General features: G+C 72.5%; 19 protein-coding genes. 15 read left to right on the top strand and 4 right to left on the bottom strand.

All coding sequences use genetic code 11. From position 1 onward, the window contains the following. Nucleotides 1-111 precede the first annotated feature (111 nt). A complete protein-coding gene (locus tag IE247_RS02120; protein ID WP_190121082.1) occupies nucleotides 112-369 on the bottom strand; it encodes a hypothetical protein in 258 nt (85 codons plus the stop codon). A gap of 151 nt (nucleotides 370-520) precedes the next feature. Here IE247_RS02120 and IE247_RS02115 point away from each other — a divergent pair, with 151 nt between their 5' ends. The 5 genes from IE247_RS02115 to serS all read left to right on the top strand — a co-directional run bounded on the left by IE247_RS02115 (nucleotide 521) and on the right by serS (nucleotide 3,762). Next, nucleotides 521-1,336, top strand: a complete 816-nt coding sequence (locus IE247_RS02115) for a helix-turn-helix domain-containing protein (RefSeq protein WP_190121081.1) — start codon at nucleotides 521-523, stop codon at nucleotides 1,334-1,336. Then, a complete protein-coding gene (locus IE247_RS02110) occupies nucleotides 1,333-1,548 on the top strand; it encodes a DUF397 domain-containing protein (RefSeq protein ID WP_190121080.1) in 216 nt (71 codons plus the stop codon). Before IE247_RS02115 ends, IE247_RS02110 begins: the two co-directional genes overlap by 4 nt. 47 nt (nucleotides 1,549-1,595) lie before the next feature. Next, on the top strand, nucleotides 1,596-1,811 hold the full coding sequence (locus tag IE247_RS02105; protein ID WP_190121079.1) for a DUF397 domain-containing protein: 216 nt from the start codon (nucleotides 1,596-1,598) through the stop codon (nucleotides 1,809-1,811). 132 nt (nucleotides 1,812-1,943) lie between these two features. Further along, nucleotides 1,944-2,282 (top strand): hypothetical protein, encoded by a 339-nt coding sequence (locus IE247_RS02100; RefSeq protein WP_190121078.1) that lies wholly within the window; start codon nucleotides 1,944-1,946, stop codon nucleotides 2,280-2,282. Between the two features lie 187 nt (nucleotides 2,283-2,469). Further along, on the top strand, nucleotides 2,470-3,762 hold the full coding sequence (gene serS, locus IE247_RS02095; protein ID WP_190121077.1) for a serine--tRNA ligase: 1,293 nt from the start codon (nucleotides 2,470-2,472) through the stop codon (nucleotides 3,760-3,762). An 81-nt stretch (nucleotides 3,763-3,843) separates the two neighbouring features. Here serS and cpt read toward each other — a convergent pair whose 3' ends face one another. After that, nucleotides 3,844-4,374 (bottom strand): chloramphenicol phosphotransferase CPT, encoded by a 531-nt coding sequence (gene cpt, locus IE247_RS02090; protein WP_190121076.1) that lies wholly within the window; start codon nucleotides 4,372-4,374, stop codon nucleotides 3,844-3,846. A 135-nt stretch (nucleotides 4,375-4,509) separates the two neighbouring features. Between cpt and IE247_RS02085 the strand changes: the two genes are divergently transcribed. From IE247_RS02085 to IE247_RS02075, 3 genes are all read left to right on the top strand, one after another. After that, on the top strand, nucleotides 4,510-6,144 hold the full coding sequence (locus tag IE247_RS02085; protein WP_190121075.1) for a hypothetical protein: 1,635 nt from the start codon (nucleotides 4,510-4,512) through the stop codon (nucleotides 6,142-6,144). 208 nt (nucleotides 6,145-6,352) lie between these two features. Beyond that, nucleotides 6,353-7,789 carry a YVTN family beta-propeller repeat protein gene (locus IE247_RS02080; protein WP_190121074.1) on the top strand — a complete coding sequence of 479 codons (1,437 nt, stop codon included), beginning with the start codon at nucleotides 6,353-6,355 and terminating at the stop codon, nucleotides 7,787-7,789. 175 nt (nucleotides 7,790-7,964) lie between these two features. Beyond that, nucleotides 7,965-9,839 (top strand): amidohydrolase, encoded by a 1,875-nt coding sequence (locus IE247_RS02075; RefSeq protein WP_190121073.1) that lies wholly within the window; start codon nucleotides 7,965-7,967, stop codon nucleotides 9,837-9,839. A 4-nt stretch (nucleotides 9,840-9,843) separates the two neighbouring features. Here the strand turns inward: IE247_RS02075 and IE247_RS02070 are convergent, their stop codons facing one another. Further along, the gene (locus IE247_RS02070; protein ID WP_190121072.1) at nucleotides 9,844-12,084 is read right to left on the bottom strand and encodes an MMPL family transporter; all 2,241 of its coding nucleotides are present in this window, start codon (nucleotides 12,082-12,084) and stop codon (nucleotides 9,844-9,846) included. Nucleotides 12,085-12,368: 284 nt separating this feature from the next. Here IE247_RS02070 and IE247_RS02065 point away from each other — a divergent pair, with 284 nt between their 5' ends. The 4 genes from IE247_RS02065 to IE247_RS02050 are packed head-to-tail and all read left to right on the top strand — an operon-like array spanning nucleotide 12,369 to nucleotide 16,868. Continuing rightward, complete coding sequence (locus IE247_RS02065; protein WP_373305495.1) at nucleotides 12,369-13,127, top strand: class I SAM-dependent methyltransferase; 759 nt, start codon at nucleotides 12,369-12,371, stop codon at nucleotides 13,125-13,127. 44 nt (nucleotides 13,128-13,171) lie between these two features. Then, nucleotides 13,172-14,377: a pyridoxal-phosphate dependent enzyme gene (locus tag IE247_RS02060; RefSeq protein ID WP_190121071.1), complete on the top strand. Its 1,206-nt coding sequence runs from the start codon at nucleotides 13,172-13,174 to the stop codon at nucleotides 14,375-14,377. Further along, on the top strand, nucleotides 14,374-15,615 hold the full coding sequence (locus IE247_RS02055) for an ATP-grasp domain-containing protein (RefSeq protein ID WP_190121070.1): 1,242 nt from the start codon (nucleotides 14,374-14,376) through the stop codon (nucleotides 15,613-15,615). Before IE247_RS02060 ends, IE247_RS02055 begins: the two co-directional genes overlap by 4 nt. Next, nucleotides 15,612-16,868 carry an MFS transporter gene (locus IE247_RS02050; protein WP_229868483.1) on the top strand — a complete coding sequence of 419 codons (1,257 nt, stop codon included), beginning with the start codon at nucleotides 15,612-15,614 and terminating at the stop codon, nucleotides 16,866-16,868. Before IE247_RS02055 ends, IE247_RS02050 begins: the two co-directional genes overlap by 4 nt. A gap of 135 nt (nucleotides 16,869-17,003) precedes the next feature. On the opposite strand, the gene IE247_RS34715 is transcribed toward IE247_RS02050, so the two are convergent. Continuing rightward, complete coding sequence (locus IE247_RS34715) at nucleotides 17,004-19,847, bottom strand: helix-turn-helix transcriptional regulator (protein WP_190121068.1); 2,844 nt, start codon at nucleotides 19,845-19,847, stop codon at nucleotides 17,004-17,006. 454 nt (nucleotides 19,848-20,301) lie between these two features. Here IE247_RS34715 and IE247_RS02040 point away from each other — a divergent pair, with 454 nt between their 5' ends. From IE247_RS02040 to IE247_RS02030, 3 genes are all read left to right on the top strand, one after another. Next, the gene (locus tag IE247_RS02040) at nucleotides 20,302-23,286 is read left to right on the top strand and encodes a helix-turn-helix transcriptional regulator (protein ID WP_190121067.1); all 2,985 of its coding nucleotides are present in this window, start codon (nucleotides 20,302-20,304) and stop codon (nucleotides 23,284-23,286) included. A gap of 249 nt (nucleotides 23,287-23,535) precedes the next feature. Next, complete coding sequence (locus tag IE247_RS02035) at nucleotides 23,536-23,781, top strand: MbtH family protein (RefSeq protein ID WP_190121066.1); 246 nt, start codon at nucleotides 23,536-23,538, stop codon at nucleotides 23,779-23,781. Continuing rightward, on the top strand, nucleotides 23,778-25,856 hold the full coding sequence (locus IE247_RS02030; protein WP_190121065.1) for an ABC transporter ATP-binding protein: 2,079 nt from the start codon (nucleotides 23,778-23,780) through the stop codon (nucleotides 25,854-25,856). The genes IE247_RS02035 and IE247_RS02030 overlap by 4 nt, the downstream gene beginning before the upstream one ends. Nucleotides 25,857-25,922 lie beyond the last annotated feature (66 nt).

Here is a 25,922-nt window from a genome sequence, read left to right as displayed (position 1 = left end):
CTCTTCCTCGGCCGGACGGGGGCGACGGGTCCGCCGTCCGGCCGAGGGGGGCCGCTCCGCGCGATTTCCCGCGGCACCGGGGGATGCCGCCGCGCCGGAGCGGGGTCTGGGTCACAGCCGCCCGTTCCCCTTGCGGCTGTTGGCGTTGCGCTCGGCCAGTTCCGAGCGGATCCGTTCGGCGACGGTGGCCGGGCGGACCTCATCGGCGGGCGCTTCCCACTCGCGTCCACCGTGTGGGGGCCGGAGTGCGTAGCGCGTACCGCACTCCTCCATCACGACCCCCACCCGCTCGATGCGGATGTCGTACGCGAGTGTGCCGACCGCTATGTCTCGACCCGTGTCTTCTTCGGGCTCTGGGGTGTTGGTCATCCGGCCGCCTCCTCGCTCTCCCCCCGGATGGTTTCGGTGGGTGACCAGATGAGCACAACTCGCCCTGGTTGCGGTGCAGTTAAGCCGGGGTGCTGAACATCTCGAACGGCGTTCGAGCACACCAAGAAGACAGAAAGAGCAGGTCAGTGCGATGGATCATGAAGCCAACCAGGAACCGTTAAATCCTGTTGAGCAGTTCGGCGTCCATGTGAAGGAGATGCGTACGGCCCGGGACATAAGCGTCCGGGGCCTGGGCTCCGCCATCGGGTACTCGGGGGCGTACGTCTCCACGGTGGAGAACGGCAAGCAGGTGCCGAGCGAGAAGTTCGCGACCGGGTGCGACCGGGTCTTCGGCACGGGAACCATGCTGCTGCGACAGTGGCAGGCGGCGGTGGACGGCGACCACCCGAGCTGGTTCGAGCCGTACACCCAGCAGGAACGGAAGGCGGTGAAGATCCTCGACTACACCACCCTCTTCATACCCGGGCTCTTCCAGACCCCGGAGTACGCCCGCGCTCTCTATCGGGCGAGCGCGCCACGGCTCTCGGCCGTCGCCATCGAGTCCCGGCTGGCCGCCCGGATGCGCCGCCATGAAGTCCTGGAGCAGGAGAACCCGCCCGAGGTGTGGCTGGTGTTGCACGAAGCCTGCCTGCGTACGCTCGTCGGCTCCCGTCAGGTGATGGCCGAGCAGCTTGAGCGTCTGGTGGCGGAGGCGGAGGCACCGAATGTGACCATCCAGCTCATGCCCTTCGGTACGGTAACGTCGAGCAGCGCTCCCTTCATTCTGCTGATGTTCGACCGGAAGCCGACCGTTCTGCATGTCGAAGGCCCCCACGGGGGGCGGCCGGTGGAGACGCCCAAGGTCGTGGCCAGGGCTCTGTCGATCTTCGACCGGCTGCGGGCCGAGGCGCTGGGGCATGATGCCTCTGTCGCACGCATTCAAGAGATCCGCAAGGAGTACCTATGACGTCCGATTTCGACGCGCGGACCGCTGTCTGGGTGAAGAGCACTCACAGCGGCCCTGAGGGTGGCGCGTGCATCGAGTGGGTTCCGGCGCACGCGTCCCTCACCGGCACCGTTCCGGTTCGTGACAGCAAGCGTCCGTCCGGCCCGGTCCTGATGGTGTCCGCCCCGGCCTTCGCCGGTCTGATCACCCTCGCCCGCTCCGCCAACCTGTAGATCCGCGCAACCCCCTCCCGAGCACCGCCGATCTCGAAGGAGTACGTATGACGTCCGAATTCGATCCGCAGACCGCCGCATGGGCCAAGAGCACGCACAGCGGCCCTGAGGGCGGCGAATGCGTCGAGTGGGTCCCGGCGCACGCGTCCCTCACCGGGATGGTTCCGGTTCGTGACAGCAAGCGTCCGTCCGGCCCGGTCCTGATGGTGTCCGCCCCGGCCTTCGCCGGTCTCGTCACCCTCGCCCGGACCGCCGAGCTGTAAAACCGCATACCCCGAGCCCCGCCGCTTCCCATTTCCCGGAGCGGTGGGGCTCGGTCGTCCACGAGCCCGGCAGGGCCCTGTTCCCGTACCTCGTCGCGCCCCTGCTCGTTTCCCGGGCATGGAGGTGAGCGCATGAAGGGTGACCGGCATCCAAAGCCCGACGTGGAGGCCGCACTGCGACGTGCGGAGCGCGCCCACCAGCGCGCAGCGACTGCGCGTGACTGGGCGTTCATCCTGTACCCGACGCGACGCCCGTCCGAGAAGGAGTCCGATGCGTTCGACCACTCGGATGCCCTCGCAGGCGGTGAGATCGGGTGGGAGGAGGACCCGAGCGGCGTGTGGTTCCCCTGTACGGTGCGGGCCGCCACAGTCGGGGAAGCCGTGGAGTGGGCCGTCGAAAGGCTGGCGGCTGTGGGGGTGTTGATCTCTGACGTCAGGGTGGCGCTGACCGACTTCCGCACCGCCGGGTAGGGTCTCGCGCCCAGGAGCGGTGCCGACGGCTTCGAACGCAGGGCCCCGGAATGGTGAGTCCGGGCTTGGGCACGTGCGGGCAGATCACCGACGCCGGTGACGCGGCGCTATTGCGGATCGACGAGGGGCTGACCGTTGCTACCGTCGATGCGGTATCCCCCGCTCGCCGGATAAAAGGATCTCCCTCATGCACGATGCCCGCGCCCTGATTGACATGGGTGCCGAAGCAGTTCATCGGCTCGCTCGTCGCGGTTACTCCCTGGACCTGTCGCGGCTGGAAGATCTTCAGTCCCGGCGCAACCAGAGCATCCGCTCGGCCGACGAGCTGCGGGCGGAGACCAAGCGCGTGGCGAGTGAGGTCCAGCAGACGGCCAAACAGGGTGGCGACATCTCGAAGCTGAAGGAGCGTGCCCGCGAGCTGAAGGAGCAGATCCGGGACATCGACGCCGGGCAGGAACAGGTACAGGAGGAACTGCGTGAGCTGCTCCTGACCATCCCGAACCTGCCGGACGACGCGGCCCCGGACGGCGACTCCGAGGAGTTCGCCGTCGAGATCCGACGAGTAGGCACCCCGCCGGCTTTCTCCTTCGAGCCGAAGGACCATGTCGCCCTCGGCGAGAGCACCGGCATCCTCGACTTCGCCCGCGCGACGAAGCTCGCGGGCCCCCGTTTCGTCGTCTCCCGCGGGGCGGGCGCCGCACTGGAGCGTGCCTTGGCGACGCTCTTCCTCGACATCCACACCCGTCGGCACGGGTACGTCGAGCACGCGGTTCCGTACCTGGTCAGCCGTAAGACGATGACCGGCACCGGACAGCTGCCGAAGTTCGAGGAAGACCTGTTCAAGACCGGTGTCGCCGATCGCGAGCTGTTCCTCATCCCGACTGCCGAGGTGCCGCTGACCAATCTCTACGCCGACGAGATCATTCCGCCGGCCGAACTGCCGCTGGCCCTGACCGCGCACACGCCGTGCTTCCGGTCCGAGGCGGGCTCGTACGGCCGTGACACCCGGGGTCTGATCCGCCAGCACCAGTTCGCCAAGGTCGAGATCGTTCAGATGGTCGATCCGGTGGACGCGGACGCCACGCTGGAGACGATGGTCGGTCACGCCGAGGCATGCCTGAAGGAGCTTGGCCTCGCGTACCGCGTCGTCAAGCTCGCGGCCGGTGACACGGGCTTCTCCGCACAGCTCACGTACGACATCGAGGTCTGGATCCCGAGCCAGAACACGTACCGCGAGATCTCGTCGATCTCGAACTTCGGCACCTTCCAGGCCCGCCGCGCGAACATCCGCACCCGAGGAGAGGACGGGAAGCCCAAGCTCGTCGCCACCCTCAACGGGTCCGGTCTGCCGATCGGCCGTACGGTGGCCGCGCTTCTCGAACAGTGCCAGCAGCAGGACGGCTCCCTCGTCCTTCCGGAATCTCTCTTCCCGTACCTCGGCTTCCGCCGTATTTCGGCGGAAGGAACACCCGAGGCATAACGTGAGGGAGGTCGCCCCCTGACAGCAGTGGCCTGATCGGCACGGTGCCGTGGTCACAGCGGCAGGCAGCCGGGGCCTCGGTCACCCGACACGCGCGGCGATGGCCCGTGCGCACTCCATCGACTCGGCGTGCGTGGTGTCTACCTCCAGGTCGTAGACCACGCCCCGGTGGACCACATCCGCCTGGGACGCGGCCATCCCGATGATCCGATCGCCTCGCGCGACCTCCCGGCCCGCGGCCACCGCACCGTCACACCGGACGCCGACCCACAGCACCCGCACGTCACGGAGAGCCTTCCGCCACCGCCGCTGCGAGTCCGCCCCGTCGAGGAAGACCTCGTCGACGATGACCCGGGCGCCCGCGCGGGCCATCGCGGCGACTCCCTCGACCCATGCCGCCTCCAGCGTCCGGAACTCCGGCCCGACGATCACCTCTCCGTCCGGAGCGAACTCGATCCCGGCGTCCGATGCCCGCATGGACGCGGGCATCGCGTCGACCAGTGTGTCGGTCCCCAGGGCCAGCCACGGATCCGGCAGGACCGACTGAAGACACCGAACGATCCCGGACTTCCCGGAGCTGGAACCACCGTTGAGAACGATCACCTCAGTCATACCGCGTCACGGTAGAGCCCACCGGGAGGCCCATCACCCGGGGATGAGTCCCGCCCGGCAAATCCCCGGCAGGTATCGGAGTTCACGGAATCGATTCCCTTGTGACGGGGAAAGGATGCTGCAAGCCTCTGTTCCATGACTCACTTACCGTTACAGAAGAGGTCCAAGGGGACAAAGGCCACTTCGCGCACCCGTACGCGCGGGGCGCGGCTCACGGCCTGTCTGGCGGCGGCGATGGTGCTCGGCGCGCTCTCCGTACCCGTACAAGCACAGGAGAACCCGGCTCACCCTCCGGACCCGGTCCCGCCCCTGAGCCAGCAGCAGGACCCGCGGGCCACGGAAGCCACCGCGCCCCCGGCCCTGGGCCCGCAGGCGTGGACCGGGCCGGGAGGTCAGGCCGATCCGGCCGACCACACCCTCACCCCGGGCGCGCAGAACGCCGCCACCGCCGAGAAGGTCGCCCGCCTCGACGCCGTACTGCCGAAGCAGAGCCTGACCAATCTCCTCGGCAACCTCAACCGCACCGCCGAGATCGGCTGCACCAACCGTGACCCCTTCGGACCGGCCGCCCCGCAGCCGGACGTCAAGTACTGCCTCCAGAACGACGACTCCGTGACGAAGGAGTGGATACCCCAGTCGATGACCGGCGTCTCGGACGCCAAGGACAACGAGGCGTGGGGCAGCGACGCCGGAAGGAACATCCACCTCTTCTCGGCGTACGACGATTACGACCCGGGCCGAAACAACAGCGGTGACAACCAGATCGGCGACTGCACCCCGGCGGAGCTGGAGGCGGACGACGCCTGCAACCAGAAGGGCGTACGCGTCACCTTCTCCCAGAAGAAGGTCGACCCCGTCACCGGGGTCGAGTCGGTCAAGTACCGCCATGTGCTGCTGGCCTGGACGTACGTGAACACCGCGAAGAACATCTCGTTCGACGGGCTGAACTCCGGTGAGGGCCCCACCATCCAGAACGGCATCCATGCCGGAGGCATGGTCTGGTACGGCAACTACCTCTATGTCGCGGACACCCGCAACGGCATGCGGGTCTTCGACATGCGCATGATCATGGACCTGGACCCGGACAACGACGTCACGACCCGCGACCCGATGGGGACCGACCTCGACGGGACGCCGACCACGTCCAACACCCAGGACAAGACGAAGGCGGGACGCCACAACAACGTCTGGTACAGCTTCGGCTACCGCTATGTCATGCCCCAGGTGGCCGCCTGGAAGTTCAAGGCACCTCAGTCCAACCCCGCAGGGCAATCCCACTGCGTCTCCACCGGGGCCCCGAAGGCCTCCTACCTCTCGCTCGACCGCTCCACCGTGCCCGACCGGCTGATCATGGGCGAGTACTGCTATCCGAACGCGGACTCTCCGTCCACGGGCCGTATCGCCTCCTACCCGGTCGCGGCCCTGGAGAGCCGGACCGCCGACGTACCCGCGCAGGGCTGGAGCAACTACCTCCCCCTCCCGCGCGGCGGAGCCCAGGGGGCCGTCGCCCAGAACAACAAGCTGTATGTGAACGTCAGCAACAACAAGAACAACGGCCGGCTGTACCGGGCCGCCTGGAACAACGGCGTGCTGGAAACGATCGGCGCGCCGATCCCCACCGCCGTCGGGCCGGAAGACCTCTACATCGAGCGCGGAACCGGCCGGCTGTGGTCCATCTCCGAGCACGCACCGTCGGCGACGGGATGCACAGCGATCTGCCAACGGGTCCTCTACGGGCACAAGCTGAGCTGGGTGGACGCCCAGCCGTAGCCCGTTCCGGCCCAGTATGAGCAGGCGGAACGTATGACCGAATGATCATTCGTTCGGATGGTTGTGCCGGTGGCCGTGATCGGACCGGCGTGGGAGGCCTCACAGTGATCACCGGCTGTCCCACTTCCGTGACATCACCGCACGCGCCACCGGCCGGCCGCACGGCCATGTGCTCCCGCGCCGGGGTCCGATGGGAGAGGAATCCCGTATGAGCCTGCCCAGCACATCCGTTCGGCCCTGGAAGCAGCGCGGCCGACGGCTTCTCGCGATCGCCGGTTCCTGCGGCCTGGCCGTGGCCTCGCTGACCGCCGTGGCCCCGGCGGCGCACTCCGCCACTGCCGCGCCCGGCGCGCCCGTGGCACGGGCCACGGCCGAAGCCCCGCTCGCCTACGTGACGAACTACAGCGACGACACCGTCTCCGTGATCGACACCGCCACCACCGCCGTCACGGCCACCTTCGCGGTCGGCGGCGGCCCCAAGGGCGTGGCCGCGTCCCCGGACGGGGCCCGGCTCTATGTGAGCAACGGGGACGCGGGCTCCGTCTCCGTGACCGACACCACGACGGGGATGGTCACGGCGACCGTCCCCGTCGGCAACGGCCCGAGCGGGATCGCCGTCTCGCCCGACGGGACCCGCGCCTATGTCGTCAACAGCGCGCTCCAGCGGCTGACGGTGATCGACACCGCGACGAACGCCGTGACCGCGACCATCGCCGTCGGCAGCGCCCCGCAGGAGGTGGCCGTCTCCCCGGACGGCAATCGGGCCTATGTCACCAACTACAACGCCCGCTCGGTATCGGTGATCGACACGGCGACGAACGCCGTGACCGCCACGATCAACGTCGGCGGATTCCCCCAGAGCGTCGCCGTCACCCCGGACGGCAGCCGCGCCTATGTCACCCGTCCGTACTCCAACTCCGTCGCGGTGATCAACACGGCCACCAACGCCGTGTCCGCGAACGTCCCCCTCACCGACGGTCCGTACGACGTCGCCGTGTCCCCGGACGGTGCGCGCGCCTACGTCTCCCGGGGCCAGGGCGCGACCGTCGCCACGATCGACACCGCGACGAACACGGTGACCGCGACCACCGCCGCCGGAAACACCCCCAGGGGGGTGGCCGTCACCCCGGACGGCGGCCATGTCTACACCGCCAACGGCAACTCGGCCACGGTCTCCGTGATCGACACCGCCGCCCAGACCACCAGCACCGTCCCCGTGGGCACGACCCCCGTCGACATCGCGATCGCCGAGCGCCCGACCGCCGACCTCGGCGTGGAACTGACCGCCACTCCCCGCCCCGGTCTGCTGAACGGCCGTATCGAGTACGCCGTGACCCTCACCAACCACGGGCCCCGCACACTCGCCTCCGCCGCCGTCACCCTGGGTCTGCCCAGCGCCACCGGGGCGACCAGCCCCGACTGCGCCCTCACCACCGGCAAGGCCACCTGCACCGCCACCGGCCTCGCCCCCGGCGCCAAGGTCACCCACCGGGTCACCGTGCCCGTGTCCGCCCTCAGCCTCGGGACCTCCTACACGGTGACCGCCACCCGTACCGCCAGTGCGCCCACCGACCCCAACCCCGCGAACGACAGCGCGTCCCGCACCTGCACGGCGACCACCGCGCTCATCATCAACTGCACCTGACGCTTCTCGGACCGTCATCGGCCGTTCCTCCCGCACCCGGGGAGGGGCGGCCGTTCCCATGAGGAGGCAGGGCCCATTCCTGTGCCTCGTCGGATCTCTGTTCGTTGCCGGGAGTCGGCGTACCTCCTCGAAAATCAATGGTCTGAGGCGAGTTGAGCGCCAAGGATGCTCTGTCATGACTTCTGAACTCCCCCGACGCCGGCTCCTCACGACCGCCACCGCCCTCACCGCCGCCACCGTCCTCGCGTCCCCCGGAGAGGCCGCCGTCGCCGCGCCGAGGCGGTCCGCCGCGCTCGTGGTGCACAACGCGCGGGTGGTGACCGGGGAGCGCGGGGGGATGGCGGAGGCGGTCGCGGTGGGGAGGGACGGGCGGATCGTCGGGGTCGGGGGGTCGGGGGAGATCAGGAGGAGGTTCGCGGGGAGGGACACGGAGGTGGTCGACGCGGGTGGGGGGACGGTGATGAGCGGGGTCGTGGACGGGCACGCGCATCCGGTGATGGCGGCGGTGCGGTCGCTGAGCCCCTCGCTCGGGCACCGGGAGCTGACGGTGGGGGAGTTGCGGGAGCTGGTGGGCGGGTTCCTCGCGGCGGAGCCGGGGCGGGAGCCGGATGGGTGGCTGGTGGTGGAGGACTGGAATCCGGTGGGGCTGCTGCCCGCCGGGACGGTCGCGCACCACAGCATTCTGGACGCGCTGCCGACGCGCAGGCCGGTGGTGCTGGTCGGCGGGGACGGGCACACCGCGCTCGCGAGCGGGCGGGCGCTGGACCTCGCGGGGATCACCGCCGCGACGCCGGATCCGCCGGGCGGGGAGATTGTCCGGGGGCCGGGCGGGGAGCCGACCGGGCTGTTGAAGGACGAGGCGAAGGCGCTGGTCACCGGGTTGGTGCCGGACTTTCCCGAGGCGTTGGTGCGGGAGGCCTGCGGGACGGTGCTCGCTCGGGCCGCCGCGCAGGGGGTGACCACGGTCTTCGACGCGGCGGTGGCGCACGGGGAGTTGGGGGCGTACGCGGCGCTGGCGCGCGCGGGGCGGCTGCCGCAGCGGGTCGCCGTGGCCGTGGCGCTGGACGCGGAGACGGTGAAGGACCCGGCGGGGGCGCTGGAGTGGGCGCGGGAGGTGCGTGCGGCGTACCGGGGGGTGCCGGGGCTGAGCGTCGGCGCGGTGAAGGTGTTCCTGGACGGGGTGATCGAGCACCCCGATCCGACGGCCGCGCTGCTGGAGCCGTATCTCGACGGCGAGGGCAGGCCGACCGCCAACCGGGGCGAGCTGTGGGCGACGCCCGCCGAGTTCGCGCGGCTGGCGGTGCTCTTCGACCGGCGCGGCTGGCAGGTGCACACGCACGCGATCGGCGACCGGGCGGTGCGCACCGCGCTCGACGGCTACGAGGCCGCGCTGCGGGCGAACGGCCGCCGGGGCAACCGGCACACGATCACCCATCTCCAGCTGGTGCACCCGGCCGACCTGCGGCGGTTCAGGCGGCTCGGAGTGGTGGCGAACATGCAGTTGCAGTGGGCGATGCGGGACACCTGGACGGTGGACGCGCTGCTTCCGTACATCGGTGAGGAGCGGCACCGGCGGCTGTATCCGGCGCGCGGACTGGAGCGCGCCGGGGCGGTGCTGGCGGGGGGCTCGGACTGGCCGGTGGATCCGCTGGCGGTGTGGAACCAGATCCGTACGGCGGTCGACAGGGAGGGCGAGGGGGCGACGCAGGGCCCGCTCCACCCGGAGCTGGAGGGCATCTCGCGGGCCGCCAGCCTGCGGGCGCACACCTCGGGGGCCGCGTACCAGCTCCGGATGGAGCGCCGGACGGGGAAGCTGACACCGGGGCGGCAGGCGGATCTGATCGTGCTGGACCGGGATGTGACCCGGGTGCCGGTGCGGGAGATCAGCGGGGCGCGGGTGCGGCTGACGCTGGTGGGCGGGGTGCCGGTGTACGAGGCGGAGTCGGCGGCCGGGAAGGCGGTACGGGCGGGGATGGAGGCGGCGGCCCGTACGGGCGGGGGCGGCGCGCGGCACTCGGTGTGCGCGCACGGGCGCGACGCCAAGCTCTAGAAGGTCAGACCCGGGCGGGCCCCGGCTCGTCGGCGTGGCCCTCCGCCTCCAAGTGGGGCATGATCCGGTCGAGCCGGCGCGGGGTCCACCAGGCGCGCTCGTCCAGCAGGGTCATCACGGCGGGCACCAGGAGCAGGCGTACGACGGTGGCGTCGATGAGGACGCTCGCGGCGAGGCCGAGGCCGAGCATCTTCACGACGATGTTGTCGCTGATGACGAAGGCGGCGAAGACGCTGACCATGATGAGCGCGGCGCAGGTGATGACGCGGGCGGTGATCTCCAGGGCGTGGGCGACGCTCGCGCGGGGGTCGCCGGTGCGCAGCCAGGCCTCGTGGATGCGGGAGAGCAGGAAGATCTCGTAGTCCATGCTCAGGCCGAAGACGATGGCGAACATCATCATCGGTACGTAGCTCTCGATGGGCACCTTCCCAGCCACCCCGAGCGCGGGCCCGCCCCAGCCCCACTGGAAGACGGCGACGACCACCCCGTAGGAGGCCGCGATCGAGAGGACGTTGAGGACGGCGGCCTTGACCGCGACGAGCAGCCCCCGGAAGACGGTGAGGATGACGAGGAAGGCGAGGCCGACGACGACGGCGATGATCACCGGGAGGCGGTGGGAGACGATGTCGAGGAAGTCGACCTGGGCGGCGGTGCCGCCGGTGACGTAGGCGTGGGCGGCGGTGCCGGAGACGGCCTGGGGGAGGGTGTCGTCGATGAGGCGGTTGACGAGGTCGGTGGTCCGCTCGTCCTGGGGGGAGGCGACCGAGTAGGCGGTGGCGATCAGGACGTCGTCGTCGGGGCTCGGGGTCAGCGGGGTGACGGTGGCCGTGTCCGGGACGTGGGAGAGGGTCTGCTGTGCCTTCGCCGCCAGCGCGGACCGGTCCTGGAGCGGGACGGCCGACTGGTCGATCACCAGGGTCAGCGGGCCGTTGGAGCCGGGGCCGAAGGCCGAGGACATCAGGTCGAAGGCGCGGCGGTCGGTGAAGGACGTGGGGTCGGCCTCGTCGCTGATGTGGCCGAGCTGGATGAAGAAGACGGGGAGGGCGAGCAGCGCGAGGACGGCGACCCCGCCGGTCAGATACCACCAGGGCCGCCGCTGCACCCGCATCGCGTACCGGTGCCAGCCGCCCTGTACCGCCTCGCCGGGCTCGGCGTCCGTCTCGGCGATGGGGGCGCGGACCCGCAGCCGGTCGATGTGGCGGCCGATCAGGCCGAGGAGGGCGGGTACGAGGGTGATCGACCCGATGACGGCGGTGACGACGGTGACGGCGGCGGCCAGGCCGAGTTTGCCGATGAAGCCGATGCCGGAGACCCAGAGCCCGGAGAGCGCGATGATCACCGTGCAGCCGGAGAGCAGTACGGCGTGTCCGCTGGTGGCGGTGGCCCTCCCGGCGGCGGTCACCGGGTCGTCGCCGTTCATGAGGTTCTGGCGGTGCCGGGTGACGAGGAAGAGGGCGTAGTCGATGCCGACGCCGAGGCCGATCATCGTGGCCAGGGTGGGCGAGACGGTGGCGAAGGTGAACGCGGCGGCGAGCAGCCCCAGCAGGGCCAGTCCGCAGACGACGCAGACGACGGCGGTGATCAGCGGCAGTACGGCGGCGGCGACGCTGCCGAAGCCGATGAGCAGGACGACGATCGCGACGGCGAAGCCGATGGCCTCGCTGGTGCGGTCGTCGGCCATGGGGCGGGCGAGTTCGCCGAGCTGGCCGCCGTACTCGACCTCGACGCCCGCCGCCCGCAGTGGTTGGACGGCGTCGTCCACGCCGTGGAGGTATCCCTCGCCGAGGCTGGACGGCGAGACGTCGAACCGGACGGTGATGTAGGCGGTCCTGCCGTCGGCGGAGAGCGGGCCGACGCCGGGGGCGCTGGGGACGGAGAGCGGGTTCTGCGCGGAGAGCACGTCGGGGAGTTTCTGGAGATTCCCGGTGACGGCCGCGATCTGGCCGGCGGCGTCGGTCAGCGGATGGGCTCCGTCGTGCAGGACGATCTGCGCGCTGTGCCCGGCGGCGGCGGGCGCGTGCTCGGTGAGGACGTCCAGCCCTTTCTGCGACTGGGTGCCGGGGAGCGCGAAGTCGTCGGAGTACTCGCCGCCGTAGGAGTGGTGCAGCACCTGGAGCCCGGCGAGGGCGGCGAGCCACAGCACGATGACGACGACCGCGTGCCGGGCGCACCACTCGCCGGTTCTGCGCAGAGCGCCCGCAGGGGGGCGCACGGACGGCGAGTCGGGGGCGTGCGGCTCCGGCATCTGGACTCCCGACCGACGTTGGCGCTCGGGTCGATCGCGCCACAGGAAAGGACACTGTGGATATTCTCTACTTATGTCCTGCTTTGGCGTGAGGCACGCCGATACGGGCGATTGCAAGAGCAGATGACACGTGCACGCAATGTCTGGGGAACTCCAAGCCGTCACCATCCGACTACTCGGATAACGGCTGGGGTAGGGAGGTTCATGTGACAAGCGATGCGCAGGAGCAAAACGTGCGGGAAGTACGGGAAGTACGGGATGTAAGTGACGCGGGGGGCACGGGCCTGGGGGAGGATTCCCCGCAGGAGTGGTACGCCGACGACGGGTTATGGGTCGACTTCGCACCCGCGATGTTCTCCGGGGACCGGGCCGACACCGTCGCCGCGCTCGTCCGCGAAGCCGCCCTCCTCGACTTCCCGGCCGGCTCCCGGGTGCTCGACCTCTGCTGCGGACCCGGCCTCTTCCTCGTACCGCTCGCCGAGCGCGGATACCAGGTCACCGGAGTGGATCTCAGCCCCGCCATGCTGGAGCGCGCCCGCGCGGCCTGCGACCGCGCCGGAGCCGATGTGGAGCTGGTCCGCGCCGACATGCTCGACTACACCGAGCCCGGCGGCTACGACGTGATCCTCAACGTCTTCACCTCCTTCGGCTACTTCACCGACCCGGCCGACAACCTCCAGGTCCTGCGCAACGCGCGCCGCAGCCTCGCCCCCGGCGGACGGCTGCTGGTCGACGTCATGGGCAAAGAGGTCCTCGCGGGCTGGATCGGCCGCCCGCAGGCCGTCGACCTGCCGGACGGCTCGTACGTCGTCCAGCGCGACACCGTCCTCGACTCCTGGCGGCGGCTGCGCACCGACTGGACCCTGGTGCGCGGCGACACCGCCCGCACCTCCACCATCCACTCCTTTCTCTACAGCGCCGCCGAACTCCACGACCTCTTCGTCGAGGCCGGTTTCACCGACGTGGAGATCTTCGGCGATTTCGACGGGGGCCCCTACGACCACCACTCGCGCAGGCTCATCGTCCAGGGACGTACGTCATGAGCCGGGCCGAGGAACCCCGCAGACTCTAGGAGACCTGTAACACCATGGCTCAGCCCTCCATACCCGTCCACGAGCACATCACCGATGCCCTCAAGGACCCCGCCTTCATCCGGCTCTCAGGTTCCGTCGTCCTGGCCCGGTTCGAGACGATGAAGGTGTACGCCGCGCTGGGGGCGGTCCGCGCGCTGCTCGACTCCGGGAAGGTATTACCGGGTCAGACGCTCGTGGACAGCTCCAGCGGGATCTACGCGCTCGCGCTCTCCATGGCCTGCCACCGCTACGGCCTGAAGTGCCACATCGTGGCCTCCACCACCGTGGACGCCACCATGCGCGCCCAGCTCGAAGTCCTCGGCGTGACCGTGGACCAGATGCCGCCCTCCACCAGTCTGCTGCTCGACCAGGAGAGGCGCGTACGGCATGTCCGCGCCCTGCTGAAGGAGCGGCCGGACTTCCACTGGATGCGGCAGTACCACGACGGGGTGCACTACGCCGGGTACCGCGAATTCGCCGAGCTGGCCGCAGACGCGCTGCCGGACGGGCCGATCACCGTCGTCGGCGCGGTCGGCACCGGCTCCTCCACCGGAGGGCTCACCGAGGCGCTGCGCGCCACCGGACGCCGGGTGCGGCTGGTGGGCGTACAGCCCTTCGGGAGCGTCACCTTCGGCAGCGAGGGCTTCAACGACCCGGACGCGATCATCGCCGGGATCGGCAGCTCGATCCCCTTCGGCAATGTCCGCCACGAGCTGTACGACACCATCCACTGGCTCGACTTCCGGCACGCCATGGCCGGAGCGGTCGAACTGCTGCGCCGCCACGCGGTCTTCGCCGGGCTCTCCACCGGGGCCGCGCACCTCGTCGCGGACTGGGAGGCGCGCCGCGACCCCGGGGCCAATCTGCTGGTCCTCGGGGCCGACACCGGACACCGCTACGCGGAACGGGTGTTCGCCCGGCACGCGGAGGCGCTCGACCCGGCGGGGCTGAAGCCGGAGCACATCGCGGAGCTGGACGAACTGCGCCTGCCGTGGGCGGTGATGGAATGGGCGGGGCGCTCCGCGCCCCCCGGTGCGCGGGTCGACCCCGCCGTGCGGGTCGAGGCCGTCGTACCGCAGGGGCTCTCCCCGGCGGGCGCGGCCGGAACCGGGTCCGGGTCCGCCGGGGCGGGCCGGGCCGCCGTCGGCGTTCACGCGGGCGGACCGTCCCGGGCGGACGCCGCAGCCGAGACCACTCCGACCGCCGGGAGCACCCGATGACCATCGCCTCGCTCGAATCGCTCTCCTTCGGGATCGCCAGAACCGTCGAAGCCGCCGCCGCGCGCGGCCACCGCCTCCTCCTGCTCACGTCCGACCGGTCCGTCTACCGCCACGAACTGGCCGAACTCCCCGCCGACGCGCTCGACATCGCCGATGTCGACACCACCGACCAGGACGCCGTACGCCGGGTGCTGAGCGGCGTCCCCGACCTCGCCGGACTCATCAACACCACCGACACCTGGTCCACCCCGGCCGCCGAACTCGCCGCCGAGTACGGCCTCCCCGGGCCCGACCCGGCCGCCGTGCGGCTGCTGCGCGACAAGTCGGAGGTACGGCGGGCGCTGCACCGGGCGGGAGTGAGCGGCCGGACCGCGCTCACCGTCGAGGCCGGTCCCGACAGTGCCGAGCGGGTGATCGAGGAGATCGGGCTGCCCGCCGTGCTGAAGGACTCCTCGGGAACCTCCTCCCGGGGCGTGTGGATCGTCCGGGACGCCGAAGCCCTGCACACCGCGCTCACCGAGGCCGCCGGAGCCGTCCTCAAGGGCCGGCTCTTCGCCGAACCCTTCCTCGCCGGGCCGCTCTACAGCGCGGAGACCCTGAGCTGGGCGGGCGAGACCCGGCTCCTCGGCGTCTCCAGCCGGCTGACCTCCCGTACCCCCGCCGTACGGGAGGAGGGCGCGGCCTTCCCGGTCGCGCTCCCCGACGGCGAGCGGGACGGCGTCGCGCGCTGGGTCGGCGCGGCCCTGGCGGCGGCGGGCCACGACCAGGGCTTCGCCCACGTCGAGTTCGTCCTCACCGCCGACGGCCCCGAACTGGTCGAGATCAACCGCAGGATCGGCGGCGCGCTCATCGGCGAGGCGCTCTGCCGCTCACTGCGGGTCAATGTGTACGAGGCGCTGATCGACGTCACCCTCGGCCGCAGACCCGCGCTCCTGGACACGGACACGGACACCGCCCCGGCCGCCGACGGCCCGGCCGTCGCCTTCGTGCTGGTCTACCCGGAGCAGCCCGGGACGCTGAACGGCTGGGACGGTCTCGACGGCCTCGACGCCTACCCCGGCTCCGTCCAGTGGTACCCGGTACGGGCGGCGGGCGACGCGGTGCCCGACCTCGGCGACCAGCGCGGCTGCACCGGAATGGTCCTCGCCGAGGCCGCCACCGCCGAACTCGCCCAGCACCGGGCGTGGAGCGCGGCCACCTCCGTACGCCCGGTCATGAAGGCGGTCGCCGGGCCGTGAGACGGGTCACCTGGCCCCAGCTCCTGCTGCTGGGAGCCTCCTTCCTCATCACCCTCGGCAGCTTCGCCGTGCTTCCGTTCATGTCGGTGCTGCTCCACGAGCGCTGGGGCTTCGGCCTCGGCCTCACCGGACTGGTGCTCGCGGTGGCCTCGCTGGTGCAGTTCAGCGGCGGGGTCGTCGGGGCGGCGCTGGCCGCCAGGATCGGGCTGCGGGCCACCATGCTGGTGGCGCTCGGGATACGGACCGCCGGGTTCGCCTGCTTCGTCCCGGGGATGGACCGGCCCGCGCTCGCCGTGGCGGCGCTCTTCCTGGTCTCGACCGGGGCGGCGCTCTACCTCCCCGCCAACAAGGCATATCTGGTGGCGGGGTGCCCGGCCGAACGCAGGCCGGGGCTGCTCGCGGCGAGCGGATCGGCGTTCAACGCGGGGATGGCGCTCGGGCCGCTGGCCGCCGCGCCCTTCGTCCTCGGGTCGACCGCCGGCCTGTTCACCGCCGTCGCGGCGCTGTTCGCGGCGGTGGGGATCGCGCACCTGGCGCTGCCGGGGGTGGCGGACGCCCCGGCGGCGCCCGTCGCGCCCGCCGAGCCGAAGGCGGAAGCCGAGCCGGAGACCAGGGGGGCGGCAGGGGCGCGGCTGCTGCCGCCCTTCGCGTACACCCTGCTCTCCGTCTACGTCTTCATGTTCTTCCAGCACTACATCGCCCTGTTCGCGGTCGGCCGCACCTCCACCGCGTACTACGCCGTCCTCCTCACGGGGTACTCGCTGGTCATCGTCGCCGCTCAGCCGCTGCTCGCCGGGTGGATCGCCGGGCTGCGCTACGCCCGGGCCCTGCGGCTCGGGTTCGGCGCGATGGCGATCGGGATGCTGGCCATCGCGACCGGCGGCCCGGTGGGGATCGCGGCGGGCGTGCTGACACTGGGCCTGGTGGAGACCGTCCTCTTCCTCCGCAACGACCTGGAGGCGCTGGACCGCTCCCGCGAACCCGCCGCGACCGTCTTCGGCAGACAGCGGCTCGCGGCCGGGATCGGCGCCTTCGCCGCCGCCCTCCTCGGCGGCCCGCTGTACGCGGCGGCCGAGGACGCGGGCAGCGCCTCCGGCTTCTGGCTCGCCGTCGGGGCGCAGAGCCTGCTGCTCCCGGTGCTGCTCTGGGCGGGCGTGGTGTGGCTCGCCCGGCGTCGGGCCGCCGCCGGGCCCCGCTCGGAGCAGCTCTCGTACGAGAGCGTCGGGGGCGGCGGGGGCGGCGGGCGCTGCTGAGCGCCCGGGGAGTCGCGAAAGCCCTGCCCTTCGGGCGGGCGGGTGCGACGGGCTCCCCCGGCCGCAGGCGGACGGCTCGGGAGGTTCCCGGCTGCGGGGCGGGCGACGGCGTCCTCGTGGCCCGTCCCGCGAGGGCTACACCGGGGAGATCCGCAGCCGGGGGCGCAGCTCGGTGCGCCGGTTCACCTGGAGTTTGCGGTAGACCCTGGTCAGGTGCTGTTCGACGGTGCCGACCGTGACCAGGAGCGTTTCGGCGATCTGACGGTTGGTGTGGCCGTGCGCCGCCAGTGCGGCCACCTTCCGCTCGGCCTCGGTCAGTTCGCCCCGGGCGGTGGCCGGGGAGCGCTCCGGGGCCGTGCCGGGCGTCCCGGCCGCCGGGGGCCGCCTCTCGGGCTCGCCGCCGGGGGCGGGGCCGGGGCCCGCCAGGCCGTACCGCCGGGCGATGCGGTGCGCGCCCCGGGCGGAGACGAAGGCTTCGTCGTGGGCCCCCAGCGCGTGCTGGGTGTGGCTGAGATCGGTGAGCGCCAGCATCAGTTCGTACCGGTCGCCGCAGCGCTCCAGCAGGGCCGCCGACTCCCGCAGCGGATTCAGCCGCTCCGCCAGCGGGGCCGTCAGGGCCTGGACGCGCAGCGAGATCCCCCGGGTCCTGGAGGGGCCGGGGCGCAGCAGCGCGAGCTGTTCGCCGATCAGTTCGGCGGCGCGGGCGGTCTCGCCCAGCTCCAGCAGGGCCTGGGCCGCCTCGCCGCGCCAGGGGACGAGCGCGGGGGCGGTGAAGCCCCAGGACTCCATCGCCTCGCCGCAGTCGGTGAAGTCGCGCAGGGCCTCGCGCGGGCGGCCGGTCGCGAGCCGGTGCCGCCCCCGGGCCTGGAGGTAGTGCGGTCCGCAGGGGGTCTCGAAGAGGGCGTCGGGGACCGGGCGGGCGAGATGGGCGGCGGCCTCCTCGTGCCGGCCCGTCGCGGTGGCGGCGAGCACGGCCACCGAGAGCGGGATGCCGACCGCGACCCCCCAGCTCGCGGGGGAGATCCGCGCCAGCGCGTCCGTGGCGCGGGCCTCGGCCGCCGCCAGCTCGCCCTGGCGCAGTGAGATCACCGCGCGGGCGGACTCCAGCAGGGCGTGGCCCACCGCGTCGCCCCGGGTCGCGGCCTCCTTGAGCAGCGGATCGCACCAGCGGGCCGCCTCGGCCGGGCGGTCGTCGTAGATCAGCGCGGCGAGGGCGGCGAGCACATGACCGGCGGACGCCTCGCCCAGCCGGGTCTCCCGCAGCACCCGCTCCGCGCCCTCCCGGGCGGTGGGGCCGGGCGCGCCGGTCAGCGCGGCCGACAGGGCGTCCGCCGCGCGCAGCCGGGGCCCGGCCGACGGCGGGTGCGCTCCGCCGCCCGCCGGTCCGGCGGGCGCGGAGGGCGCGGCGGGGTCGGGGTCGGGTCCGGCTTCGGGGCGGGCGCGGGGGACGGCTTCGAGCAGACCGGGGCAGGCGCAGGCCATCAGCAGGCCCATGGCCTCCCACTCGGCGGCGGCCGGGCCGCCCGGGGACCCGCCGGTCCGCAGCAGTTCGGCGGCCTCCCCGGTGCGGCCGAACCACAGCAGCCGGGCGAGGAGCGAGCGGGTGGGCCGCTCGTCCAGGGCGCCGTCGAGGGCCGCCTCGGCGAGCGCCGGGAGGAGGGGGAGCACGGCGGCGGGCTCGGTACGCCACTGGGCCTCGGCGAGCGCGCTCGCGGCCAGGGTCCGCCGGGGTCCGTCCGGGCAGATCTCGTACGCCCGGCGGTAGCAGTCCAGCGCGAACCGCCGCTCGCCGTCGGCCCCGGCCCGGCCCGCGGCCTCGTGCAGCACGGTGGCGGCCCACGGCTCCTGGAGGACGTCCGGGAGGTCCTCGGCGGGCGCGGCGTCGAAGGCGGCGAGGAGATGCCCGGCCACGGCGGGGGCGCTGTGGCCCTGGTCGTGCAGGAGGCGGGCGGCGTGGGCGTGGAGCGCGGCGCGCCGCCGGGGGCCCATGGCGTCGAGCAGCGCGGTGCGCAGCGCCGGGTGGCGGAAGCGCCCGCCGTCGAGCAGGCCCGCCGCGTTCATCGTGGCCAGGAGGTGGGTGACGTACTCCGTGTCGAGGCCGAGGAGCCGGCCGAGGACGCCGGGCGGCGCGGGTTCGCGCAGGACGGCCAGGGCCTGGGCGACCTCGTGGAGCCCTGGCTCCCCCCGGTGCAGACAGCCGGTCCACGCCTGGGTGAAGGCGGGCCCCACGACGGTCTCGACCTTGCCGGGGCCGAGCACCGGGTGGTCGGTGAGCAGGGCGCGCACCAGCAGGGGGTTGCCGCCGGTGAGCGGGTGGCTGACGGCGGAGAGACGGATGGCGGTGGCCGTGCCGAGCCGGTCGGCGAGCAGCCGGGCCTGCCCGGCGGGCGAGAGCAGCCGCAGGGTGAGCCGGGCGCAGTGCGGGCGGCCCCTCAGCTCGGCGTGGAGCAGGGGGTGGTCCGGCCAGCCGCCGGGGCGTTCGGTGAGGATCAGCAGGATCCGGGCGGACGGTAATCGGTGGGCGAGCGCCAGCAGACAGCGCAGGGAGGCCGGGTCGGCGTGGTGCGCGTCGTCGACCCCGATGATCAGCGGGGTGCGGGCGGATCGGGTGAGCAGGGTGTCGCAGAAGCCGCGCAGGGCGTCCGCCGTGGTCTCGGCCCCGGCCCCGGCCCTGGCCCTGTGGCCTGTCCCGGGCCGGCTTCCGGTCCCGGCGGGGTCGGGGTCACCGTCGGCCGCGGCGAGCGAGCGCAGCAGTCCGCGGACCACCCCGAGCCGGTTTCCGGCGTCGCCGGGCGCGGCGGTGACCTGGAGGAAGCGCGCCCCGGCCGCGCTCGCGCCGGTGGCGAAGGAGCGCATCAGCGCGGTCTTGCCCGTGGCCACCGCGCCGCTGAGGAGCACCACCGCGCCCCGGCCGTCCAGACTTCCGGAGAACAGGGCTCGCAGTGTCGCCAGCTCTCGGTCGCGTTCGATCAGCTGCATAGACGTGTCCCCAACGGATGGCGTATTTCCTCTGGTCCTGACGTCGACTGGACTTACGGTGACGAGGATGGTGCCCTGCGTGAGGAGTAGACCACGTGGGCCGTCACAGGAAGGTCACCGCCGATGCCGGGTTCCGTACGGGTCGACCGGGGGGCAATTCCACTGTTCTGGCTGGTGGTTCACTGTGGGACGGCTGTGGGCCGCCGGGTTCGCGCGGCGCGCGGTGCGAACGCGCGGGGTGCTCCCGGTCCGGCCGGGCGCGCGACCGGCACCGTGTTCGGCACCGCGTTCGGGATCGAAACAGTCCGCAAATAGACGTTTGTCCTTGGGGCTTCACGGTGCGAGAGTCAGCACGAGCGGTGGCCGGCCGGCCTCTCCCGGGCCCTGACGCCGCTCACCCGGGACGGGGTGCGGGTGCGCGCGGGCAGGAGGGCGGGTGCTTGGGGGAGGGGACATGGCCGGCATGAGTCTGGTGGAGCGGACGGAGCAACTCCGTTTCTTGGCCGGGGCGCTGGCCGACGAGCGGGGCCCGGCCGGCGTGGTCCTGATCGAGGGCGCGGCGGCCGTCGGGAAGACCAGCCTGCTGCACGCCTTCGCCGACCGGGTGCCCGAGGCCGGCCGGGTCTTCCTCGCGGCCTCCGCCTCCCGGGTGGAGCGTGAGCTGCCGCTGAGCGCCGTCGGCCGGCTCTTCCAGAGCCCCGTGCTCACCGCCGTCGAGACCGCGCGCGCCGAACAGCTGCTGAGGGACGGCGCGCTCGCCGCGCTCTCCCACGGGCCGGGCCTCGAACCCGACGCGGCCGTGCAGGTGCCCGGCCGGATCCTCGAAGGGCTCGGGGCCGTCCTGCTGGCCGCCGCCGCGCGCACCCCGCTGGTCGTCGGCATCGACGACGTCCACCACGCGGACGCGGCCTCGCTGCACCTCCTGCTCCATCTCGTCCGCCGCGCCGCCGCCCCCCGGCTGCTGCTGGTGCTCACCCAGTGCATGCGCACCTCGCGCCCGCATCCGCTGCTCCACGCCGAGCTGCTGCGCAGACCCGGCGCGCGCAGGCTGCGGCTGGAGCCGCTCTCGCCCCGGGGGATCTCCGACCTGCTCGCCGGACACCTCGCGCGGCCCGCCGCCGAACGCCTCGCGGCCGAGTGCCACACCGCCACCGGAGGCAACCCGCTGCTGGCGCACGCCCTGATCGAGGACACCCTCGCCCCGCGCCCCGGGCTCTTACCCCCGCCCGTATCCGTACCCGTATCCGTACCGCTATCCGTACCGGACGCCGCCGGACTCCAGGACGGCCCCCCGGAGACCGGACTGCCGGAGACCGGCCCCCCGGGGACCGAGCCTCCCGCCCCCGTCTCCTCGCTCGTCTTCGGTGAGGCGTTCCGGCAGGCCGTCCTCACCTGCCTCTTCCACTCCGAGGCCAGCGCCTTCGCCCGGGCGGCGGCGGTCCTCGGCGAGGACGTCTCGGACGCGGCCCTGGGCGAACTCGTTGAGTACGACGCCGAGTCGATCTCCCTGGCCCGGGGCGCGCTCCGGGCCACCGGACTCCTCGGGGACGAGGGCTTCGCCCACCCCGCCGTCCCCGCCGCCGTGCTCGGCGGAATGCGCCCCCAGGCCCGTACCGCGCTGTACATACGGGTGGCCCGGGTGCTGCACGAGCACGGCGCGCCCGCGCGGGTCGTCGCGCGCAGACTCCTCGCGGCCGACCGGGCGGGCGAGCCCTGGGCCGTCGAGGTGCTGCGGGACGCGGCCCGGCAGGCCTGGTCCGACGGAGAGCCCGCGCACGCCATCGCCTGTCTGCGGCTCGCCCTCCAGGAGTGCGCGGACGAGCAGCGGCCCGCCGTGCTGCTGGACCTGGCCCGCGCCGAGTGGCAGCTCGACCCCGCGATCGCCGCCCGCCGGCTCCCCGGACTGATCCGGGCCATCGGCGAGGGCAGACTCCCGGCGGCGAGCGCGATCCGGCCCGTCTCCTGGCTGCTCTGGCTCGGCCGGGTCGACGAGGCGGTCGGCCTGATGGACGGCCCGCCGGATCCGGCCGCCCGCTCCTGCGGTCCCGGCGGCCCGCTGTGGTGGCTGCGGTACGGCTACCCCGGGCTGGCCCGCCCCGCGCCGCCCGCCGCCGCCGACGGGGAACCGGCCGCATCCGCCGCGTCCGGCGTCCCCGCCGCGACGGCCGGTGGGACCGCTCCCGGGGCGCTCCCGTCACCGCTGGCCCGCTCCCGCGAGACCGCCGCCCTGCTGGCCGGAGTGCTCCCGCCGGGCGACCCCGGGGAGACGATCGACCGCGCCGAGCACATCCTCCGCCAGCCCGGCCACAGCACCCGTACCCTCAAGCCCCTGGCGGCGATCGCGGCGCTGATGTACACCGACGAACTGGACCGGGCGGAACGCGCCTGCGACCGCGTCGCGCGCTCGGTCGCCCATGGACTGCCGCTCGGCAATGCCCTCTTCATGTCCCTGCGCGCCGCGATCCATCTGCGCCGGGGCGAACTGGAAAGGGCGGAGAAATTCGCCCACGAGGCACTCGGGCTGATCACCCCGCAGGGGTGGGGCGTCGCCCTGGGCATTCCGCTCTCGGTCATGCTGGCGACGCTGACCGCCCGGGGCCGGCACGAGGAGTTCGAGGAGTACTTCGCCACCCCGGTCCCGGACGCCATGTTCCACACCCCGAGTTGCCTTCCCTATCTTCAGGCGCGCGGTCGCTACTATCTGGTGATCGACCGCCCGCAGGCGGCCGTCGCCGATTTTCAGGCGTGCGGCGAACTGATGACCCGATGGGAAATCGACGTACCCGGATTCATTCCCTGGCGCACCGATCTCGCCGAGGCCCATCTCGCCCTCGGCGACGCCGCGACCGCCGGACGGCTCGCGGGCGAACAGCTCAAGCGGCTGAAGCCCGGCCAGTTCCGGACGCGCGGCATGACACTGCGGGTGCTCGCCGCCGCCTGCGAACCCCACGCCCGGGCCAAGGCGCTCGGCGCGGCCGTGCGGCTGCTGGAGAAGTCCGGCGACCGGCTGGAGCTGGCCAGGGCCCTCACCGACCTCGGCGCGGTCTACCAGGCCCAGGGCCACGACGGGCCCGCCCGCGCCATGGGCCGGCGGGCCCGGCTGCTCGCCGCCGAGTGCGGGGCCGAGGACCTCGTACCCCTGCGCACCCCGCTGCCGATGCCCCGCGAGCCGCTGCCGCCCGCCCCGTACGAGGAGAGCGACCCGCTCGCCGGGCTCAGCGAGGCGGAGCGCCGGGTGGCCGGCCTGAGCGAGGCCGAACGGCGGGTCGCCGGACTCGCGGCCGGCGGCTACACCAACCGGCAGATCGCCCAGCGGCTGCACATCACCATGAGCACGGTGGAACAGCATCTGACCCGCGTCTACCGCAAGCTCGATGTGTCACGCAGAAATGATCTGCCGCTCCATCTCATGCTCCCCCTGGAGGGGTACCAAGTCTAGGTCGGCACTCCCGCCGGGGAGAAGTAATCCCTTTCCTCGTCCAAGTGCGGATGAACAGCATTTGGACACGGTGAAATTCAGCGCCTTTCGGATCCGCACTCGGACAGCCCCGAAATCCCTTGTCCGGCCGGCGCGGAGCGTGTGACGCTTGGTCACGGGAATCAATTCCTTTCACACCCGGCCGGCTTCACCATGGATTCCTTGGATTAAAACTCCGGGAAATCCGGTTTCTCAAGGAAAGGATGTGCGGTGGCCAACCCCTTCGACAACGAGGACGGCACCTTTCTGGCCCTCGTCAACGACGAGGGCCAGCACTCCCTGTGGCCCGCCTTCGCGGACGTGCCCGACGGCTGGATCGTCGCGCACGGCCCAGGAACCCGGGCGGACTGCCTGGAATTCACCGAGCGGAACTGGACGGACATGCGCCCGCTGAGCCTGGTCGCCGCCATGGAGGAGAACGGCACGGAGAACACGGCGGAGGTCCCCGTCTCATGATCGGCGGAGGCGGACCCCTCATCCAGATCCGGGGCGGAATGGGCCCCGAATCCCCGGAGGGCGCTCAGCGGATCACCCCCGGCACCCTCAAGCGCGTCCTGCCGTATCTGCGGGCCTATCGCGGGACCGTGGCCGTCCTGATGGTCATCACCGCGCTCGACGCGCTCATGATCGTCACCACTCCGCTGCTCTTCAAAGTCCTCATCGACGAGGGCATCCTCCCCCGGGACACCGCCGTCGTCGTCCAGGTCGCCCTGCTCGTCGGCGGGCTCGCGATCCTCCAGGCCGCCGCCGGGCTCGCTGAGAGCCGGCTGTCGGGCCGGGTCAGCGAGGGGCTCGTCTACGATCTGCGCACCGCCGTGTTCGCCCATGTCCAGCGGCAGCCGCTGGCCTTCTTCACCCGGGCCCAGACCGGATCGCTGGTCAGCCGGCTCAATACGGACGTGGTCGCCGCGCAGCAGGCGATGACCTCGCTGCTGTCGATGGTGATGTCCAGCTCGCTGGTGCTGGTGCTCGTCCTCGGCACCATCTTCTATCTCTCCTGGGCCGTCGGACTGCTGGCCCTGCTGATCATGCCCTTCTTCATCCTCCCCGGCCGGGTCGTCGGACGCAGACTCCAGCGGCTGCTGCGGGAGTCCATGCAGGTGGACGCCGAGATGGGCAGCATGCTCAATGAGCGGTTCAATGTCGCGGGGGCACTGCTCACCAAGCTCTACGGCCGCCCCGCCGACGAGACCCGCCTCTTCTCCGGGCGCGCGGGCAGGGTCCGCGACCTCGGGGTGACCACCGGGGTGTACTCCCGGCTGCTGCTGCTCTCGGTGACCCTGCTCGCCTCGCTGGCCACGGCGGTCACCTACGGTCTCGGCGGCTCCCTGGTCATCGACGGGGCCTTCCAGATAGGCACCCTCGTCGCCCTGGCCACCCTGCTCACCCGGCTCTTCGGGCCGATCAACCAGCTCTCCAACGCGCAGGCCCAGGTGATGACGGCGCTCGTCAGCTTCGACCGGCTCTTCGAAGTCCTCGATCTGAAGCCGCTGATCACCGAACGCCCCGGGGCCCGCGCACTGCCCGCGCCCGGCACCGCCCCGGCCCCCGGGATCGAGTTCGCCGGAGTCTCCTTCCGCTATCCGGCCGCCGCCGAGGTCTCGCTCGCCTCGCTGGAGTCGTTCACGGCCCCCGCGCCGGAGCGCGCCGACGACTCCCGGGTGCTCGACGGGATCACCTTCCACGCGCCCGCCGGAAAGCTCACCGCCCTGGTCGGCCCGTCCGGCGCGGGCAAGACCACCCTGACCCAGCTCGTGCCCCGGCTGTACGACCCGGACGAGGGCGCCGTCCGGATCGGCGGGCACGATCTGCGCGAACTGTCCCTGGACTCACTGCGGGAGACGGTCGGCGTGGTCACCCAGGACGCGCACCTCTTCCACGAGACGCTCCGCGCCAATCTGGAGTACGCCCGGCCCGGGGCGACGGAACGCGAGCTGATCGAGGCCTGTGAGGCGGCCCGGATCTGGGGGCTGATCCGGACGCTCCCCGACGGTCTGGACACCGTCGTCGGCGACCGGGGACACCGCTTCTCCGGCGGCGAGAAGCAGCGCATCGCGATCGCCCGGCTGCTGCTCAAGGCCCCCGCCGTCGTCGTACTCGACGAGGCCACCGCCCATCTGGACTCCGAGTCCGAGGCGGCGGTGCAGCGCGCGCTGTCGACCGCCCTGAAGGGCCGCACCTCGCTGGTGATCGCCCACCGGCTCTCCACCGTCCGGGAGGCCGACCAGATCCTGGTGGTCGACGGCGGACGGATCGTGGAACGCGGGGTCCACGACGAACTCCTCGCCGCCGGGGGGCTCTACGCGGAGCTGTACCGCACCCAGTTCTCCCGGCCCCCGGCCCCGCCCGGCCCCGCGGAGCCCGCTCCCGTGCCGGAGCCCGCCGGAGCGCCGCGGCTGCTGCCCCCGCCCGGCGGCGGCGGAGGCCGGCCGCATCTGCTCCCGCCGCCCGGCGGCGGTGGCGGACGCCCCCATCTGCTCCCGCCCCCGGGCGGCCCGGGGCACCCGGGCGGTCGCCGGCCGCCCGGCTGAGCCTCCCGTACCCCTCCCGTGCCCCTCCCGTACCGCACCACGTCCCATGCCGGTGACTCCCGGCGG

It is taken from the genome of Streptomyces inusitatus, from assembly GCF_014651115.1.
Taxonomy (GTDB): Bacteria; Actinomycetota; Actinomycetes; order Streptomycetales; family Streptomycetaceae; genus Streptomyces; species Streptomyces amakusaensis.
This window is presented reverse-complemented; position numbering and strand designations above follow the sequence as displayed.